Annotated in this window: 16 protein-coding genes; 6 read left to right on the top strand and 10 right to left on the bottom strand. The window is 59.9% G+C overall.

Annotated elements, in window-relative coordinates; all coding sequences use genetic code 11:
* Positions 1-199 precede the first annotated feature (199 nt).
* Together KW848_RS09640 and KW848_RS09635 are read right to left on the bottom strand one after the other, a co-directional pair.
* On the bottom strand, positions 200-865 hold the full coding sequence (locus tag KW848_RS09640) for a fumarylacetoacetate hydrolase family protein (protein ID WP_046045170.1): 666 nt from the start codon (positions 863-865) through the stop codon (positions 200-202).
* Between the two features lie 36 nt (positions 866-901).
* Entirely contained in the window at positions 902-2,296 is a 1,395-nt protein-coding gene (locus KW848_RS09635) for an FAD-binding oxidoreductase (protein WP_033053391.1), read from the bottom strand.
* Between the two features lie 204 nt (positions 2,297-2,500).
* Between KW848_RS09635 and serA the strand changes: the two genes are divergently transcribed.
* Positions 2,501-3,730, top strand: a complete 1,230-nt coding sequence (gene serA, locus KW848_RS09630) for a phosphoglycerate dehydrogenase (RefSeq protein WP_008150498.1) — start codon at positions 2,501-2,503, stop codon at positions 3,728-3,730.
* A 63-nt stretch (positions 3,731-3,793) separates the two neighbouring features.
* Here the strand turns inward: serA and KW848_RS09625 are convergent, their stop codons facing one another.
* A complete protein-coding gene (locus KW848_RS09625) occupies positions 3,794-4,219 on the bottom strand; it encodes a DUF4399 domain-containing protein (RefSeq protein ID WP_218536662.1) in 426 nt (141 codons plus the stop codon).
* Positions 4,220-4,353: 134 nt separating this feature from the next.
* Here KW848_RS09625 and KW848_RS09620 point away from each other — a divergent pair, with 134 nt between their 5' ends.
* Positions 4,354-4,938 carry a transporter substrate-binding domain-containing protein gene (locus KW848_RS09620; RefSeq protein ID WP_218536661.1) on the top strand — a complete coding sequence of 195 codons (585 nt, stop codon included), beginning with the start codon at positions 4,354-4,356 and terminating at the stop codon, positions 4,936-4,938.
* Positions 4,939-5,069: 131 nt separating this feature from the next.
* Here KW848_RS09620 and KW848_RS09615 read toward each other — a convergent pair whose 3' ends face one another.
* Positions 5,070-5,555: a DUF523 domain-containing protein gene (locus KW848_RS09615; protein ID WP_218536660.1), complete on the bottom strand. Its 486-nt coding sequence runs from the start codon at positions 5,553-5,555 to the stop codon at positions 5,070-5,072.
* A gap of 2 nt (positions 5,556-5,557) precedes the next feature.
* Complete coding sequence (locus KW848_RS09610) at positions 5,558-6,190, bottom strand: 2OG-Fe(II) oxygenase (protein WP_111448396.1); 633 nt, start codon at positions 6,188-6,190, stop codon at positions 5,558-5,560.
* 108 nt (positions 6,191-6,298) lie between these two features.
* Here KW848_RS09610 and KW848_RS09605 point away from each other — a divergent pair, with 108 nt between their 5' ends.
* Positions 6,299-7,051, top strand: a complete 753-nt coding sequence (locus tag KW848_RS09605; RefSeq protein WP_111448395.1) for a DUF2059 domain-containing protein — start codon at positions 6,299-6,301, stop codon at positions 7,049-7,051.
* 114 nt (positions 7,052-7,165) lie between these two features.
* Here the strand turns inward: KW848_RS09605 and KW848_RS09600 are convergent, their stop codons facing one another.
* Positions 7,166-8,113, bottom strand: a complete 948-nt coding sequence (locus KW848_RS09600) for an alpha/beta hydrolase (protein WP_218536659.1) — start codon at positions 8,111-8,113, stop codon at positions 7,166-7,168.
* Positions 8,114-8,210: 97 nt separating this feature from the next.
* Between KW848_RS09600 and KW848_RS09595 the strand changes: the two genes are divergently transcribed.
* The gene (locus tag KW848_RS09595) at positions 8,211-8,798 is read left to right on the top strand and encodes a DUF6436 domain-containing protein (RefSeq protein WP_192409054.1); all 588 of its coding nucleotides are present in this window, start codon (positions 8,211-8,213) and stop codon (positions 8,796-8,798) included.
* 102 nt (positions 8,799-8,900) lie between these two features.
* Entirely contained in the window at positions 8,901-11,312 is a 2,412-nt protein-coding gene (locus KW848_RS09590; RefSeq protein ID WP_218536658.1) for a penicillin acylase family protein, read from the top strand.
* A 135-nt stretch (positions 11,313-11,447) separates the two neighbouring features.
* Here KW848_RS09590 and KW848_RS09585 read toward each other — a convergent pair whose 3' ends face one another.
* Positions 11,448-12,413, bottom strand: coding sequence for a GlxA family transcriptional regulator (locus tag KW848_RS09585; protein ID WP_218536657.1), 966 nt, complete (start codon positions 12,411-12,413; stop codon positions 11,448-11,450).
* A gap of 355 nt (positions 12,414-12,768) precedes the next feature.
* Here KW848_RS09585 and KW848_RS09580 point away from each other — a divergent pair, with 355 nt between their 5' ends.
* Positions 12,769-13,410 (top strand): HD domain-containing protein, encoded by a 642-nt coding sequence (locus tag KW848_RS09580; RefSeq protein WP_218536656.1) that lies wholly within the window; start codon positions 12,769-12,771, stop codon positions 13,408-13,410.
* A 132-nt stretch (positions 13,411-13,542) separates the two neighbouring features.
* Here KW848_RS09580 and KW848_RS09575 read toward each other — a convergent pair whose 3' ends face one another.
* From KW848_RS09575 to KW848_RS09565, 3 genes are read right to left on the bottom strand one after another with little or no spacing between them, the layout of a single operon-like run.
* Positions 13,543-14,433, bottom strand: a complete 891-nt coding sequence (locus tag KW848_RS09575; protein ID WP_111448389.1) for an ABC transporter permease subunit — start codon at positions 14,431-14,433, stop codon at positions 13,543-13,545.
* The gene (locus KW848_RS09570) at positions 14,430-15,311 is read right to left on the bottom strand and encodes an ABC transporter permease subunit (protein WP_193560115.1); all 882 of its coding nucleotides are present in this window, start codon (positions 15,309-15,311) and stop codon (positions 14,430-14,432) included. The genes KW848_RS09575 and KW848_RS09570 overlap by 4 nt, the downstream gene beginning before the upstream one ends.
* A gap of 35 nt (positions 15,312-15,346) precedes the next feature.
* A complete protein-coding gene (locus KW848_RS09565) occupies positions 15,347-16,489 on the bottom strand; it encodes an ABC transporter ATP-binding protein (RefSeq protein WP_218536655.1) in 1,143 nt (380 codons plus the stop codon).
* Positions 16,490-16,494: the final 5 nt, after the last annotated feature.

Here is a 16,494-nt window from a genome sequence, read left to right as displayed (position 1 = left end):
ACGCCGCAAGTCCCGGAATTATCCGGACGGAATGTGAAAAAAACGGGAAATGGCGGGATTGCCCTTCCATTGCCCATCACAGAAACCAAATGTGGGAGCGAGCCTGCTCGCGATGAGGCCAGCACATTCAACAATGATGTCGAATGACAGACCGCTATCGCGAGCAGGCTCGCTCCCACAGGGTTCAGCGGTGATCTGACTAGCGCACGCTGCTGGTGAAGCTGCTGGCGCCTGGCAATTCCAGCACCAGTTCGTCACCGACATTCAGCGGGCCGACGCCAACCGGCGTACCCGTCAGGATCACATCACCGGCCTGCAGCGAGAAGCAGCCGGCCATGTGCTGGATCATCGGCACGATCGGATTGAGCATCGCGCTGCTGTTGCCGTCCTGGCGCACTTCGCCGTTGATGGTCAGGCGGATGCCGATGTCGGTCAGATCAGCGAATGTGCTGCCGGACACGAATGGCGCAATCACCGCCGCACCGTCAAAGGACTTGGCGATTTCCCACGGCAGGCCCTTGGCTTTCAGCTCGGCCTGCTTGTCGCGCAGGGTCAGGTCCAGGGCCGGGGCGAAGCCGGAGATGGCATCGAGCACTTCTTCACGGCTCGGTTTGGTCGACAAAGGTTTGCCGATCAACACCGCGATTTCCGCTTCGTAATGCACCGAGCCACGTTCGGTCGGAATGCTGAAACCACCCTCCAGCGGCACGACGCAACTGCCCGGCTTAATGAACAGCAGCGGTTCTGTAGGCACCGGGTTGTCCAGTTCCTTGGCGTGTTCGGCGTAGTTACGGCCAATGCACACCACTTTCCCCAGTGGGAAGTGAATACGCGTACCGTCGACATACTGGTGCTGATAGCTCATTACCGACTCCTGTTTCGTGCTCTTAACGTTCGAAAATCAAACAGCGAAGATCTTGCCCGGGTTCATGATGCCGTTCGGATCGAACACCGCTTTGACCGCTTTCATGTACTCGATCTCGACCGGCGAGCGGCTGTAGGTCAAGTAATCACGCTTGGTCATGCCCACGCCGTGTTCGGCGGAAATCGAACCGTTGTACTTCTCGACGGTTTCGAACACCCACTTGTTGACGGTCGCGCACTTGGCGAAGAACTCATCCTTGCTCAGGTTTTCCGGCTTGAGGATGTTCAAGTGCAGGTTGCCGTCGCCGATGTGGCCGAACCAGACGATTTCGAAATCCGGGTAGTGTTCGCCGACGATCGCGTCGATTTCCTTCAGGAACGCCGGGACTTTCGACACAGTGACCGAAATGTCGTTCTTGTACGGCGTCCAGTGGGAAATGGTCTCGGAGATGTATTCGCGCAGCTTCCAGAGGTTCTGCAACTGGGTTTCGCTCTGGCTCATCACGCCGTCCAGCACCCAGCCCTGCTCAACGCAGTGCTCGAAGGTTTCCAGGGCGTGGTTGGCCACTTCTTCGGTGGTCGCTTCGAATTCCAGCAGCGCGTAGAACGGGCAATCTGTTTCGAAAGGCGCCGGTACGTCGCCCCGGCCCATGACCTTGGCCAACGCTTTATCGGAGAAGAATTCGAAGGCGGTCAGGTCGAGCTTGCTCTGGAACGCATGCAGCACCGGCATGATCGAGTCGAAATCGGCAGTGCCGAGGACCATGGCGGTGAGGTTTTTCGGTGCGCGGTCCAGACGCATGGTGGCTTCGACCACAAAACCGAGGGTGCCTTCAGCGCCGATGAACAGCTGGCGCAGGTCGTAACCGGTGGCGTTCTTGATCAGGTCTTTGTTCAGTTCCAGCAGATCGCCTTTGCCGGTGACCACTTTCATGCCGGCGACCCAGTTACGGGTCATGCCGTAGCGAATGACCTTGATCCCGCCGGCATTGGTGCCGATATTGCCGCCAATCTGGCTCGAACCTGCCGAAGCGAAATCCACCGGGTAGTACAGGCCTTTATCTTCGGCGACGTTCTGCAGGTGTTCGGTGACTACGCCCGGCTGGCAGACCGCGGTGCGGTCGGTCATGTTCACGTCGAGGATCTGGTTCATGTAGTCGAAGGACACAACGACTTCGCCATTGGCGGCCACGGCAGCGGCGGACAGCCCGGTGCGACCGCCCGACGGCACCAGCGCAACTTTGTGCTCATTGGCCCAACGGACAATGGCCTGGACCTGCTCGGTGGTCTTGGGGAACACGATGGCGGTCGGGGCCGGGGCGAAATGCTTGGTCCAATCCTTACCGTAAGCATTCAGGGAGTCGGCATCGGTCAGCACCTTGCCAGGCTCAACCAGGGTCTTCAGCTCTTCAATCAGGGCAGGATTGGTCATCGACAGAACTCTCGAACAATTCATGGTCATCCTGAGAACGCTTCACGTCGCAGGAATGAGTGTTTAGCGGGGTGCATATGCTAGCATACCGACCCCGCAGGATAGTGCCCAACGGCTATTCTGTGGCGACGGCTTTCCTGCCGTCCGGGTCAGCGTCTGCTGGCTATTTCCTGCCATTTTTCTCCGGGATACAGGTTTACGCAGATGAGCAAGACTTCTCTCGATAAGAGCAAGATCAAGTTCCTTCTTCTCGAAGGCGTCCACCAATCGGCTGTCGACGTCCTCAAGTCGGCGGGCTACACCAGCATCGAGTACCTCACAGGTTCTCTGCCGGAAGCCCAGCTGAAGGAAAAGATCGCTGATGCGCACTTCATCGGCATTCGCTCGCGCACTCAACTGACCGAAGAAATCTTCGATCACGCGAAGAAACTGGTCGCTGTCGGCTGTTTCTGCATCGGCACCAACCAGGTTGACCTTAATGCTGCCCGCGAACGCGGCATCGCAGTGTTCAACGCTCCGTACTCCAACACTCGCTCCGTTGCCGAGCTGGTGCTGGCCGAAGCGATCCTGTTGCTGCGCGGCATCCCAGAGAAGAACGCTTCCTGCCACCGTGGCGGCTGGATCAAGAGCGCGGCCAACTCCTTCGAGATCCGTGGCAAGAAGCTCGGCATCGTCGGTTATGGCTCGATCGGTACTCAACTGTCGGTTCTGGCGGAAGGCCTGGGCATGCAGGTGTACTTCTACGACACCGTGACCAAGCTGCCTTTGGGCAACGCCACTCAGGTCGGTAACCTGACCGAGCTGCTGGGCATGTCCGACATCGTCACCCTGCACGTTCCGGAAACCGCTGCGACCCAGTGGATGATCGGCGAGAAAGAAATCCGTGCGATCAAGAAGGGCGGCATCCTGATCAACGCGGCTCGCGGCACTGTAGTTGAACTGCAAGCGCTGGCGGACGCGATCAAGGACAAGCACCTGATCGGCGCTGCCATCGACGTCTTCCCGGTGGAGCCACGCTCCAACGAAGAAGAGTTCGAAAGCCCGCTGCGTGGCCTGGACAACGTGATCCTGACCCCGCACATCGGCGGTTCCACCGCTGAAGCGCAAGCCAACATCGGTCTGGAAGTGGCAGAAAAACTGGTCAAGTACAGCGACAACGGTACCTCGGTATCGTCGGTGAACTTCCCGGAAGTGGCCCTGCCGGCTCACCCTGGCAAGCACCGTCTGCTGCACATCCACGAGAACATTCCGGGTGTGATGAGCGAGATCAACAAGGTCTTCGCCGAAAACGGCATCAACATTTCCGGTCAGTTCCTGCAGACCAACGAGAAAGTCGGCTACGTCGTGATCGACGTCGACGCCGAGTACTCGGAAATGGCGCAAGAGAAGCTGCAGCACATCAACGGCACCATTCGTTGCCGCGTGTTGTTCTGATAGTGACTTGAGTGACAAAAAAAGGAGACCTTCGGGTCTCCTTTTTCATGGGCGCGACTAACGCTACTTAACGTTGACGGTGATTTTTTCCGACACGATCGGCGGATCGAACGGCATGTGGCCGCTATCGCCCAGTTCCAGCTGCAAGGTGTGCTTGCCCGGCGTCAGCTTGACTTCAGCCTGGGTCTGCGCCTTGCCGAAGTGCAAATGGTTGGCATCGTTGGGGATCGGCGCACCGGCGGCAGGCAGTTTGTCGACATCGATCAGCAGGTGGTGATGGCCGGTGTTCTTGGTGACATCGCCCGCTGGCGCCAGCGCAATGTTCTCGACAGCGAACTTGACGACGACGGTTTGCGGTACCGTGGCTCCGTCCGCAGGAGAAACGATGGACACTTCTGCACCTTTGGGAGCCGGTGTACCAGCCGTTGCCAGCATCGAAGCACCCATCAACAGGCCAGCCAATGCTGCTCGTGACATAAAGGTTTTCATTTTCTTCTCCAGTTTTTTCGTAAAATCCGCGTGGCCATGACAACTTCACGGCCATTCGTTGTCGAAGGCTCTCGACAACCATAGCAAAGCGAGCCTGAACAGAGCGTCGCGATAATGAATTCAAAGGAGTGACCATGCGTTTTCTGCCTGGCCTGATCTGTCTGCTACCCCTTCTGAGCCCTTTGGCTCATGCCGAACTGATTGACGATGTAAACGACCGAGGCGAATTGCGTATTGCCCTTGAGGCTAATACACCGCGCTTCAATTTCAAGGAAGACGGCCAACTCTCCGGCTTCGAAGTCGAGTTGGGGCAACTGCTGGCCAACGAACTGGATGTGCGGGCCGACTTCGTCGTTACCGATTCCGACGACCTGTTGACCGGTGTCGAAAGCGGTAAATACGACATTGCCATCAACCACATAGCAGTGACCCCGGACCTCAAGGATCGTTTCGATTTCAGCGAACCTTACATTCACACTGATGCGCAATTGATCGCGCAGAAGGAAGAGCCGCGTTCGATTCTGCTGGTGCAGTCGCTGACGGAAGAGAAGCCAAAGGTTGGCCCGGCAGTGAGCCTGGCGATTCCGTTTCAGAAAGGTAACCCGGCGTTTCATGCCAGCCTGGAAAACGCGCTGCAGCGGATCAAGGCGGATGGGCGATTGGAGGCACTGGAACAGAAGTGGTTGGGGGCGGATGCGAGTGTGGCGCCCAAACCCTGATTTCAGGGCTGACGAATAACTACTGTGGGAGCGGGCTTGCTCGCGAAAGCGGTGTGACAGTCATAGTTGATGTTGACTGACACACCGCTTTCGCGAGCAAGCCCGCTCCCACAATAGTTTTGTGTCGGTCGCTAGTCCTGCTCAGTCAATGCTGTCGCCGCTTCAACCAACTCCAGCTCACTGAAGACCTGCACACCATGGCGCTTGAGCAATGCGGCAGTCACGCCTTCGCCACTCACCTTCACCCCACTGAACGTCCCGTCATAGGTCAACAGATTCCCGCAAGACGGGCTGTTGGCCTTGAGCACGGCAATCCGGATGTCGTGCTTTTGCACCAGTTCCAGCGCCTGACAAGCCCCCGAGAGAAACTCGGCGCTGACGTCGTCGCCCTCGGTGGTGATCACTGAGGCGTGGCCATCCAGCACTTCACTACCCTGCCCGCCCGAAATCTCGGCCGCTGCCCTTGGCGTCGGCAACCCGCCGGCCACCTCCGGACACAACGGCACCACCCGACCTTCATCAAGCCACTGCTGAAGCTGATCGAACGGTCCACTGGCCCCGCCGTCATAACGTACGCGGTGCCCCAGCAGACATCGGCTAACCAGAATTTTTTGCATGATCAGAACGGCTCGTTGCCACGCCGCCGAAACCAGCCGGTCAACGACAGGCGATCGCGGTTCGCGGGCAGGACTTCGTGGGGCACTTCACCCGACAGGAACACCACCAGGCATCCGCCGGTGGGCACCACATCGTGTTCGACGCTTTCATCCAGGTACATGCGCAACTGGCCGCCGTATTCGGGTAGCCAGGCGTCATTGAGATAGACCACCGCCGACACCATGCGCCGGTCGTCGTCGCGGAAACGGTCGACATGCCTGAGGTAGAACGCGCCGGGCGGGTACAGCGCGAAATGGCTTTCGAAATCTTCCAGGCCCAGAAACAAACCGCGATTCATCGCCTCGCGCAGGCTGTCCATCAAATCCAGATAGCTGTCGCACACCAACGCCTGGCCGGGCTCGATCCATTGGATATGGTCGCCGCGAATCCCCTCGCGAATCCCGGATGTCGACCCGCGCCCTACGGCGGCCGGGGCCAATTCGCCCTCGGCAGCACGTTTACGGCACTCAGCCGCCAGTTCCCGGGTCAGACCCAGAGGAAGGAAAACATTCTGCTGCGACCAGCCATGTTCGGCCAGGTCGTCGACGATACGTAACAGCAGCGGGTGATCAGAGGGTATTCGCATGCCGCGCATAGTATTCCTGTGCCTGAAAATCCGACAGAGCCGCGCAGCGGGTTGATACGAATTCTCGACAAGGACGAATGCCACACGGAGAATAGTCGCCTGCTGACAGGAGTCCCTATGCGCCGTTTGCTTTTTTCACTGTTGATGTTCTGTGTATTGCCCGCTTGGGCAGACGGCCACGACCAGTTGTACAAGGTCGCCGGTTGGCCAGAACAACGCGCGCATTTCAACGACGCTCTCTCGGCGGCTCAGCAGCGGTACCAGAACAGCCTGCCGCCGGCAGTGTTCCAGGCGCTGGTGAATAACAGCAATCAGCGCTTTGCTCCCCAGGCCGTCGACCAACGCGCCGAAGCGCAATTGCGCAAGACCCTCGCCGATCCGAAACCTGCGCTGACATTCTTTCAGTCGCCCCTTGGCAAGAAAATCGTGGCCGCCGAATTGCTCGCGACACGTCGCGATCAGCTGGCAAAAAACGCCAAGGGTTTACCCAAGGTCCAGGCCAGCGACAGCCGCCTGCTGATCATCGGCCATCTGGCCCAGGCCTTGCCCGCTCGCGAAGCCGGCGCTGAAGTCAGCCTGGCGATTGCCGGCGTCGCGGCCGACAGCCTCAGTTCGATGATCCCCGGTCTGCTCGGCGGTGGTCAGGCGCAAGGCATGTTGAATGGTCAGCGTCAGCGCTTGATGGACCAGATCGGCAACGACCTGAACAACACGCTGTTGTATGTCTATCGCGACCTGTCGGATGAAGAACTGGAAGAGTTCGCGACCTTCGCCGAGTCCACCGAGGGCAAGGCTTATTACCAGGCAGCCCTGGCGGCGATTCGCGCGGGGTTGGCGGTGGGGCAGGACACTTCAAGTCTTCGCCAGTAATTTTTAGCGCCTGCAAGGGCCCCTTCGCGAGCAAGCCCGCTCCCACATGGGATCTGTGGCGTACACAAACCCCCTGTGGGAGCGGGCTTGCTCGCGAAGAGGCCAGCACAGACGCTAAAGATTCCGCCCCTTGATCCGCTTGGTCAAAAACCCGAAATACTCCCGCCGCAACGCCAGCGTCTCATTCGCCAGGTGATGCCGCGCCTCAGGCAACATCAGCACCTGCGGCCGATCGAACTTGCCCCGCAACACTTCAAGGTTATGCTCCCAATCCACGGTCATGTCCGCCTGCCCCTGCACAATCAGCGGTCGCCGCATGCTGTACGGTGCGGCTTCGATGTGCTTGATCCAGCGCGCCAACGCACCGACCCAGGCGGTCGGCAAACGGAGCGGCTGCAACGGGTCCGCTTGCAGGAAAGGCAGAAAATCCGGGTCGTTGGAGTTCTCGCTGAAGCGCCGGGCAATCGCTTTGACGAAAGGCTTGAGCAGGTAATAGCTGAGTTGCGACCAGCCCCAGGCCCGTGGCCTTACCAACGGCGACAGCAAGATGACCTGGCCCTGGGCCGGACTGCTGGCGCCCTGATTGAGCACATGATCGATCACGATCGCGCCGCCCGTGCTTTGCCCGCACAGGTGCCACGGCTGAGGCAGATCGAGGGATTGCGCCTCGGTGAACAACCCTTGCAGCGTGTCCTGATACTCGGTGAAATCCTTGATGCTGGCCCGTTCGCCGCTGGACAGTCCGTGCCCCGGCAGGTCGCAGGCAATCACCGCAAAATTCTGATCCAGCGCCCACTCGATCACATGCCGGTAGAGCCCGGTGTGATCGTAATAACCGTGGAACAAAAACAGCGTCGCCTTCGCCCGCTCGGGCCACCAGACCTGACTGACCACGTCATAACCATCGACCGCAAAACGCCCAAGGCCATTGCGCACGTTGCGCCCCGCAAAATCCAGCCCGTAGAAATGCTGGTAAGCCAGCGCTTCCTCCGACAGCGGCTGCCAGTCGGCCAGCGGCCGCAGGCTGGCACGCAGATGATCGGAGTCGAAAGTGGCAGACATGAGCAATTCCAGAACGCGAAACAGACTTTATGGGCCTGCGATATTCATCTGTTGGGGCAAGCATGGCAAGCTAGCGCACCTTCGAGGACTGAAATCCATGCGCTCGCCCTACCGCGCCACACTGCTTGCCAGCCTGCTCGCCCTCGTGTGTGCCGGTTTGCTGTGGGCTGCCTACGACTGGTTTGAGGGGCGCTACTTGCGAGCGTTCAGCGAGCACACCGCGGTGTTCTCCGGCGACCCGCTGCGCCTGCCCGACAACCTCGCCGGCCCCGGCGCCATCCGCCTCGTGCACTTCTGGGACCCGGCCTGCCCGTGCAACGTCGGTAACCAACAACACCTGAGCGAACTGGTTGAGCACTACGCACCGCAAGGCGTGGAGTTTTATGCGGTACAAAAACCTGGCAGCCACGGTCAGTTGCCAAGCACCTTAAGCCGCCTGAAAAGCATCGTCGTCCTGCCAGGTTCCGAACAGATCCCCGCGAGCCCGGCCGTGGCGATCTGGGATCGCAGCGGCAAACTGGCGTATTTCGGCCCGTACAGCGAAGGCCTGACCTGCAATTCGAGTAACAGCTTTATTGAGCCGATACTGCAAGCGTTGAGCGAAGGCCGCGCGGTGAATGCCACGCACACACTGGCCGTGGGTTGTTACTGCCCGTGGCCTGTCGACGCAGTGAAGCAAGGCTGACAGGAGACGCGAATCCCTCCTAAGTGCGATGGCCATGGCGGCAAGCCGTGTTAAACAGTGGCGCCAGGGAACTGCTGCCACGGATAACAACAAGGAATCACCATGAAACGTAGCCTGACCGTCCTCGCCCTGCTGATTGTTGCGCTCGCCGCAGGTGCAGGCGGGTACGTCTACAGCAAGCAACCGACACGCCAAGGCATGGTGGAACTGCAACACCTGCAAGGTTCGGTCACCGTGCGCTACGACGAACGCGGCATCCCGCACATCCGCGCCGAGAACGAAACCGACCTGTACCGCGCCCTCGGCTATGTGCACGCCCAGGATCGGCTGTTTCAGATGGAAGTCCTGCGCCGCCTCGCCCGCGGCGAGCTGGCCGAGGTACTGGGCCCAAAACTGCTCGACACCGACAAGCTGATGCGCAGCCTGCGCATTCGCGAACGCGCCGACACCTACCTGGCGAACATGGACAAACAGTCGCCGGCCTTTATCGCCATGCAAGCCTATCTGGATGGCATCAACCAGTATCAGGACGGTCATTCAAAACCTGCGGAGTTTGATGTACTGGGCATCCCCAAACGCCCCTTCACCGCCGTGGACACCATCAGCATCGCCGGTTACATGGCCTACAGTTTTGCCGCAGCGTTTCGCACCGAACCGTTGCTGACCTACGTGCGCGATCAGTTGGGCGCCAACTACCTGAACGTCTTCGATCTCGACTGGCAGCCCAAGGGCGTGCTGGCGAAACACCGCAGCGCTGCCATGCCACCCCTCGCCAGTACCGACTGGAAAGACCTCAACGCCCTCGCCCGTCTCAGCGAACAGGCACTGGCCGACAACGGCTTGCCGCAGTTCGAGGGCAGCAACGCCTGGGCCGTCTCTGGCAGTCGGACCAAAAGCGGCAAACCGCTGCTGGCCGGCGACCCGCATATCCGTTTTTCCGCGCCGTCGGTGTGGTATGAAGCGCAGCTCTCGGCGCCGGGTTTCGAGCTCTACGGCCACTATCAGGCATTGATGCCGTTCGCCTCCCTCGGGATGAACCGCGACTTCGGCTGGAGCATCACCATGTTCCAGAACGACGACCTCGATCTGATCGCCGAAAAGGTCAACCCGGACAACCCCAATCAGGTCTGGTATCGCGGCAAGTGGGTGGACATGCTGACCAGCGAACAGCAGATCGCGGTCAAGGGCCAGACGCCGGTGACACTGGTGCTGCGCCAGTCGCCCCACGGTCCGATCGTCAACGATGCGCTGGGCAGCGGCGTCGGTAAAACGCCGATCGCCATGTGGTGGGGTTTTCTCGAAAGCCAGAATCCGATCCTTGAGGGCTTCTACCAGCTCAACCGCGCCGACACCCTGGCCAAGGCGCGCAGTGCCTGCGCAAAGGTCCAGGCGCCGGGCCTGAACATCGTCTGGGCCAACGCCAAGGGCGACATCGGCTGGTGGGCAGCGGCGCAACTACCAAAACGTCCAGCGGGTGTGCGTCCGGGGTTCATCCTCGATGGCAGCACCGCCGACGCGGACAAGGAAGGTTTCTACCCGTTCAGCGCCAACCCACAGGAAGAGAACCCGACACGCGGTTACATCGTCTCGGCCAACTTCCAGCCGGTGTCGCCGACTGGCATGGAGATTCCCGGTTACTACAACCTGGCCGATCGAGGTCAGCAGCTCAATCGCCAGCTCAGCGACAAAACCATCAAGTGGGATCTGGACGCCAGCCAGAAGCTGCAACTGGGCACCACCACCGCTTACGGCCCGCGCTTGCTGGCGCCGTTGCTGCCCGTACTGCGTGAAGTGGTGAGCGATCCCGCCGAACTCAAACTGGTTGAGCAACTGGCCCAATGGCAAGGCGACTACCCGCTCGACTCCACTAGCGCCACGCTGTTCAACCAGTTCCTGTTCAACCTGGCTGACGCGACGATGCACGATGAGCTGGGCAATGACTTCTTCGAGACGTTGCTGTCGACCCGGGTGATTGATTCCGCACTGCCTCGCCTGGCCGCGGCAGCCGATTCACCGTGGTGGGACAACCGCAACACCCTCGGCAAGGAGACCCGCGCCGATACGGTCAAGGTTGCGTGGCAGGCGAGCATTGCTCATCTCAAGACCACCCTCGGCGGCGATTTCGCGCAATGGCAGTGGGGCAAGGCGCACACGCTGACCCATGGCCATCCGCTGGGGCAGCAAAAGCCGCTGGACCGGATCTTCAATGTCGGCCCGTTTGCGGCACCCGGCACCCATGAAGTACCGAACAACCTCTCAGCCAAAATCGGCCCGGCGCCTTGGCCAGTAACTTATGGTCCCTCGACGCGGCGTCTGATCGACTTCGCCGACCCGACCCACAGCCTGACCGTCAACCCGGTTGGCCAGAGTGGCGTACCGTTCGACAGCCACTATGACGATCAGGCTGAGGCGTATATCGAAGGGATTTACTACCAGGCGCATCTCAACGACGAAGAAGTCACGGCCAACACCCGCAGCACGTTGAAGCTGTTGCCGGCGCGGTCAGCTCAATAGATTTTCGGTGGCTGGGATGCCGCCTTCGCGAGCAAGCCCGCTCCCACATTGAACCGTGTCTGCCTGGGTAACTCGGTCAACTGTGGGAGCGGGCTTGCTCGCGAAGAGGCCCTGAAAGGCAACCACAATGTCAGCTCAAACCATCGCCGCAAAGTTCAGCCTGAACTGCTGCGGCGTCACGCCCAGCCTGCGGTTGAACACACTGCGCATGTGCTGGGCATCGCGAAATCCGCACTGATAAGCCACGGTCTTCAGCGGTGAGTGGGTGCTTTCAAGCAGCACCCGCGCCGCATCCACCCTGGCTCGCTCGACGAATTCCGCCGGGGTGACTTTCGCCTCTTTGGCAAACACCCGTGAAAAGTTGCGCGCACTCATGCTGGCGGCGTTGGCCAGGTCGGCAATCGCCAGGTCGCCCGTCAGATTGGCCAACACATAGAGCTGCACCAACGCCACCGCCGAAGTGGGTTCGGCGTGTGGCGTGAGGAATGGGCTGAACTGTGACTGCCCGCCGGAGCGCTGAGTGAACACCACCAGTCGCTTCGCCACACTCAATGCGACTTCCGGCCCGTGATCCCTGGCCAGCAAGTACAGCGACAGATCAATCCCGGCCGTGACACCCGCCGAGGTGTAGAGCTCGCCGTCCTCCACGTAAAGGCGATCTGCCTCGACCTGAGTCGACGGGCACAACTGCGCCAGCGCCGCGGCATCGCCCCAGTGGGTGGTGACCGTTCGCCCTTCCAGCAATCCAGCCCTGGCGAGCATGAACGCGCCGTTGCAGATCGAGCCAAAGCGTTGCGCCTGCGCGCAGGCATCGCGCAGCCAGGCATCGAATGCCGCACCAAAATCCATGAACGGCAACTGCGGCCCACCGGCCACCAGCAGCAAGTCATAGGCCTCCAGCGCTTCGCTGAAATGCCGATGGGCATTGAGTGACAAACCGTTGGAACACGCCATCATCCCGCGCTCGACACCGATCACCTCCAGTCGATAGTGATCGTGCGGTTCGAGGAAACGATTGGCTTCGCAAAACACATCCATGGGACCGGTGACGTCCAGGGACTGAACGCCGGCGAAGACCACGATGGCAACGGTTTTACTCATGGCAGGAATCGCTCTCAATGGATCAGGGCCAACACTAATCTGTGCCAAGTGCGTCTTTGTGGTGAGGGGATTTATCGAAACGTCGCACCGCCCCGCTGGGCTGCGCAGCGGCCCCAAAAAGTCTGGGAGCGCTGCGCACTCCAACGGGGCGGTGCGACGTTTCGCTAAATCCCCTCGCCACAAAAGCTTATTCCCCGAGACCAAACTTAGCCAATCCGTGCACAACAAGCGAGGTTGGCGCGATATGCATGCTCATTGGCCGGGATCGCAGCCATGGATCGATTGTCCGGTTTGGGGTGCGCGGACAGACTGACTCCATCAGCGCCGCCACGGCGTTCCCCGAGAGGACAGCACCATGAGCAGCACCATCGCCGGTATCGAAATCCCCGACAGCGCGTTGGCCAAAGCCACCACGGAATACATTCGCGACGTCGAATCAGACCTGCTGTATCACCACTCGCGCCGGGTGTTTCTGTTCGGTGCCTTGAGCGGCGAACGCAAGCAACTGACCTACAACCCCGAACTGCTGTACGTCGGCGCGATGTTCCATGACTTGGGTCTGGTGGAGGGTCATCGCACTGACGACGAGCGCTTCGAAGTCGATAGCGCCAACGCTGCCAAAGCATTCCTCAAGCCTTACGGTTTGTCCGACGATGATATCGAACAGGTCTGGTTGTCGATTGCCCTGCACACCACACCGGGCGTGCCGCAACACCTGCGACCTAATGTGGCGCTGGTCACCGCGGGCGTTGAAATGGATGTGTTGGGCATCGATTACGCAGCGTTCCCCAGCGCGCAACGCGAAGCCGTGGTGCATGCCCACCCGCGTGGCGAAGGGTTCAAGGAGTGCATCTTGTGTGCGTTTGCCAATGGCTTCAAACACAAGCCGGATACCACGTTTGGTACCGTGAACGCGGATGTGCTGGTGGATAGCGAGCCAGGCTTCAAACCGATGAACTTCGTCGAGATCATCCGCAATTCCCCTTGGGTGTCGTAAAACAACTGTGGGAGCGAGCCTGCTCGCGAAGACGGAGTGTCAGTCGACATCAATGTTGACTGACGCACCGCTTTCGCGAGCAGGCTCGCTCCCACATGGGATCTGGCGTGGCCACTTATTCGTGACCAGCCTTCAAGCCGCTTCCGGCGCCTGTGCGCGACGCACGTCCGGTTGTTTCCAGGAGTCGGCAGCGCCTTCTTCGATCGCCTGCTGGATCGCACGTTTGCGACTTTCTTCGGCACGACGGCTGAAGAACCAGACCAGGAACGTCATCAGCGATACCGCCAGCAAAATCAGACTGGCCACGGCGTTGATCTCGGGTTTCACGCCCAGACGCACCGCCGAGAACACTTCCATCGGCAGGGTCGTCGAACCCGGGCCCGATACGAAGCTCGCCAACACCAGGTCATCCAGGGACAAGGCGAACGACATCATGCCGCCGGCCCCCAACGATGGCGCGATCATCGGGATGGTGATCAGGAAGAACACCTTCCATGGCCGCGCGCCAAGGTCCATGGCCGCCTCTTCGATGGACAGGTCCAGCTCACGCAAGCGCGCCGAGACCACCACCGCCACATACGCCGCACAGAACGTGGTGTGGGCGATCCAGATGGTGATGATGCCGCGTTCCTGTGGCCAACCGATCATCTGCGCCATCGCCACGAACAGCAGCAACAGCGACAGACCGGTGATCACTTCAGGCATCACCAGCGGCGCGGTGACCAGGCCACCGAACAGCGTGCGACCCTTGAAGCGGGTGATACGGGTCAGCACAAACGCCGCCAGCGTCCCCAGCACCACCGCCGCCACCGCCGTGTAGCAGGCGATTTCCAGCGAGCGCACCACCGAGCCCATCAGTTGGGTGTTGTCCATCAGGCCGACGTACCACTTGATCGACCAGCCGCCCCACACCGTCACCAGTTTCGAGGCGTTGAACGAGTAGATCACCAGGATCAGCATCGGCGCGTAGATGAACAGCAAGCCCGCCACCAGCATGAAACTTGAGAAACGGAAGCGCTTCATTCTTTACCCTCCATTTCCTTGGCCTGACTGCGGTTGAACAGGATGATCGGCACAATCAGGATCGCCAGCATCACCACCGCCAGGGCAGACGCCACCGGCCAGTCACGGTTGTTGAAGAACTCTTGCCAGAGCACTTTACCGATCATCAGGGTTTCCGGACCGCCGAGCAGTTCCGGGATCACGAACTCGCCCACCACCGGGATGAACACCAGCATGCAGCCGGCGACGATGCCGTTCTTGGACAGTGGAATGGTTATCTTCCAGAAGCTGTTGAACGTGCTGGAACCCAGGTCAGAGGCAGCTTCCAGCAGGCTGTTGTCGTGCTTCACCAGGTTGGCGTAGAGCGGCAGGATCATGAACGGCAGGTACGAATAAACGACGCCGATGTACACCGCGAGGTTGGTATTGAGGATTTGCAGCGGTTCGTTGATCCAGCCCATGCTCATCAGGAAACCATTGAGCAGACCGTTGTTGCTGAGGATGCCCATCCACGCGTAAACGCGGATCAGGATCGCGGTCCAGGTCGGCATCATGATCAGCAGCACCAGCACCGTTTGCAGCTCTTTACGGGCACTGGCAATGGCGTAGGCCATCGGGTAGCCGATCAGCAAACAGAGGACGGTGCTGATCAGCGCCATCTTCAACGAGCCGAGGTAGGCGGCGATGTACAACTCGTCGCCGGCCAGCATCGCGTAGTTGCTCAGGTTAAGCAGCAACTGCACCTTTTGGTCGAGGTAGCTGTAGATCTCGGTGTACGGCGGAATGGCCACGTCGGCTTCGGCGAAGCTGATCTTCAGGACAATGAAGAACGGCAACATGAAGAACATGAACAGCCAAATGAACGGAACCCCGATGACCATCTGACGGCCACCGGGAATTATTCGATTGAGTCGGCGTTTGAATTTGCGCATGTTCATGAGCGAAGTACCACGCCGCTGTCGTCTTCCCAATACACGTAGACCTGGTCACCCCAGGTTGGACGCTGACCGCGGCGCTCGGCGTTGGCGACGAAAGACTGGACGATCTTGCCGCTCGGCAGTTCGACGTAGAACACCGAGTGGCCACCGAGGTAGGCGATGTCGTGCACCTTGCCGCTGGACCAGTTGTATTCGCAGGTCGGCATGGTCGGCGTCACCAGCAGTTTTTCCGGACGGATCGCGTAGGTCACGGATTTGTCCTGCACCGAGGTGCTGATGCCGTGGCCCACGTAAATCTGCCGGTCCAGGTCCTTGCAGGTAATGATTGCATGGCCTTCCGCGTCGTCGATCACTTCACCGTCGAAGATGTTGACGTTGCCGATGAACTCGCAGACCAGACGGCTGGTCGGGGTTTCATAGATGTCGATCGGACTGCCGATCTGGGCGATCCAGCCCAGGTGCATGATCGCGATGCGCTCGGCCATGGTCATGGCCTCTTCCTGGTCGTGGGTCACCATGACGCAGGTTACGCCGACCCGCTCGATGATCTCGACCAGCTCAAGTTGCATTTGCGAACGCAGCTTCTTGTCCAGAGCACCCATCGGTTCGTCGAGCAGCAACAGCTTCGGCCGCTTGGCCAGGGAACGCGCCAGGGCCACACGCTGACGCTGACCTCCGGACAACTGATGCGGCTTGCGCTTGGCGTATTGCGTCATCTGAACCAGCTTGAGCATGTCCGCGACACGGGCATCGACTTCAGCTGTGGGGATTTTGTCCTGTTTGAGGCCAAATGCGATGTTCTGCGCCACGGTCATGTGCGGGAACAAGGCGTAGGACTGGAACATCATGTTGATCGGCCGCTCGTAAGGCGGCATGTCGGTGATGTCTACGCCATCGAGGAAAATGCGCCCCTCCGTAGGCCTTTCGAAGCCTGCGAGCATGCGCAGCAACGTGGATTTGCCCGATCCCGAACCGCCGAGCAGGGCGAAAATCTCGCCTTTCTTGATTTCCAGGGACACATCGTCCACGGCAATCGTCTCGTCGAACTTCTTCGTGACCCGGTCGATTTTGACCAACACCTGTTTAGGTGATTGGTCGCCCTCGAGGGCTTTCTTATAGGCGCCGGAGGCAACTGCCATTTACG

The organism is Pseudomonas sp. PDM25 (assembly GCF_019219045.1).
Taxonomy (GTDB): Bacteria; Pseudomonadota; Gammaproteobacteria; order Pseudomonadales; family Pseudomonadaceae; genus Aquipseudomonas.
This window is presented reverse-complemented; position numbering and strand designations above follow the sequence as displayed.

What these genes read in the sequence shown, in the direction of transcription:
- KW848_RS09640 (WP_046045170.1), bottom strand. Translation starts at nt 865, where the DNA reads ATGAGCTATCAGCACCAGTATGTCGACGGTACGCGTATTCACTTCCCA.
- KW848_RS09635 (WP_033053391.1), bottom strand. Translation starts at nt 2,296, where the DNA reads ATGACCAATCCTGCCCTGATTGAAGAGCTGAAGACCCTGGTTGAGCCT.
- serA (WP_008150498.1), top strand. Translation starts at nt 2,501, where the DNA reads ATGAGCAAGACTTCTCTCGATAAGAGCAAGATCAAGTTCCTTCTTCTC.
- KW848_RS09625 (WP_218536662.1), bottom strand. Translation starts at nt 4,219, where the DNA reads ATGAAAACCTTTATGTCACGAGCAGCATTGGCTGGCCTGTTGATGGGT.
- KW848_RS09620 (WP_218536661.1), top strand. Translation starts at nt 4,354, where the DNA reads ATGCGTTTTCTGCCTGGCCTGATCTGTCTGCTACCCCTTCTGAGCCCT.
- KW848_RS09615 (WP_218536660.1), bottom strand. Translation starts at nt 5,555, where the DNA reads ATGCAAAAAATTCTGGTTAGCCGATGTCTGCTGGGGCACCGCGTACGT.
- KW848_RS09610 (WP_111448396.1), bottom strand. Translation starts at nt 6,190, where the DNA reads ATGCGCGGCATGCGAATACCCTCTGATCACCCGCTGCTGTTACGTATC.
- KW848_RS09605 (WP_111448395.1), top strand. Translation starts at nt 6,299, where the DNA reads ATGCGCCGTTTGCTTTTTTCACTGTTGATGTTCTGTGTATTGCCCGCT.
- KW848_RS09600 (WP_218536659.1), bottom strand. Translation starts at nt 8,113, where the DNA reads ATGTCTGCCACTTTCGACTCCGATCATCTGCGTGCCAGCCTGCGGCCG.
- KW848_RS09595 (WP_192409054.1), top strand. Translation starts at nt 8,211, where the DNA reads ATGCGCTCGCCCTACCGCGCCACACTGCTTGCCAGCCTGCTCGCCCTC.
- KW848_RS09590 (WP_218536658.1), top strand. Translation starts at nt 8,901, where the DNA reads ATGAAACGTAGCCTGACCGTCCTCGCCCTGCTGATTGTTGCGCTCGCC.
- KW848_RS09585 (WP_218536657.1), bottom strand. Translation starts at nt 12,413, where the DNA reads ATGAGTAAAACCGTTGCCATCGTGGTCTTCGCCGGCGTTCAGTCCCTG.
- KW848_RS09580 (WP_218536656.1), top strand. Translation starts at nt 12,769, where the DNA reads ATGAGCAGCACCATCGCCGGTATCGAAATCCCCGACAGCGCGTTGGCC.
- KW848_RS09575 (WP_111448389.1), bottom strand. Translation starts at nt 14,433, where the DNA reads ATGAAGCGCTTCCGTTTCTCAAGTTTCATGCTGGTGGCGGGCTTGCTG.
- KW848_RS09565 (WP_218536655.1), bottom strand. Translation starts at nt 16,489, where the DNA reads ATGGCAGTTGCCTCCGGCGCCTATAAGAAAGCCCTCGAGGGCGACCAA.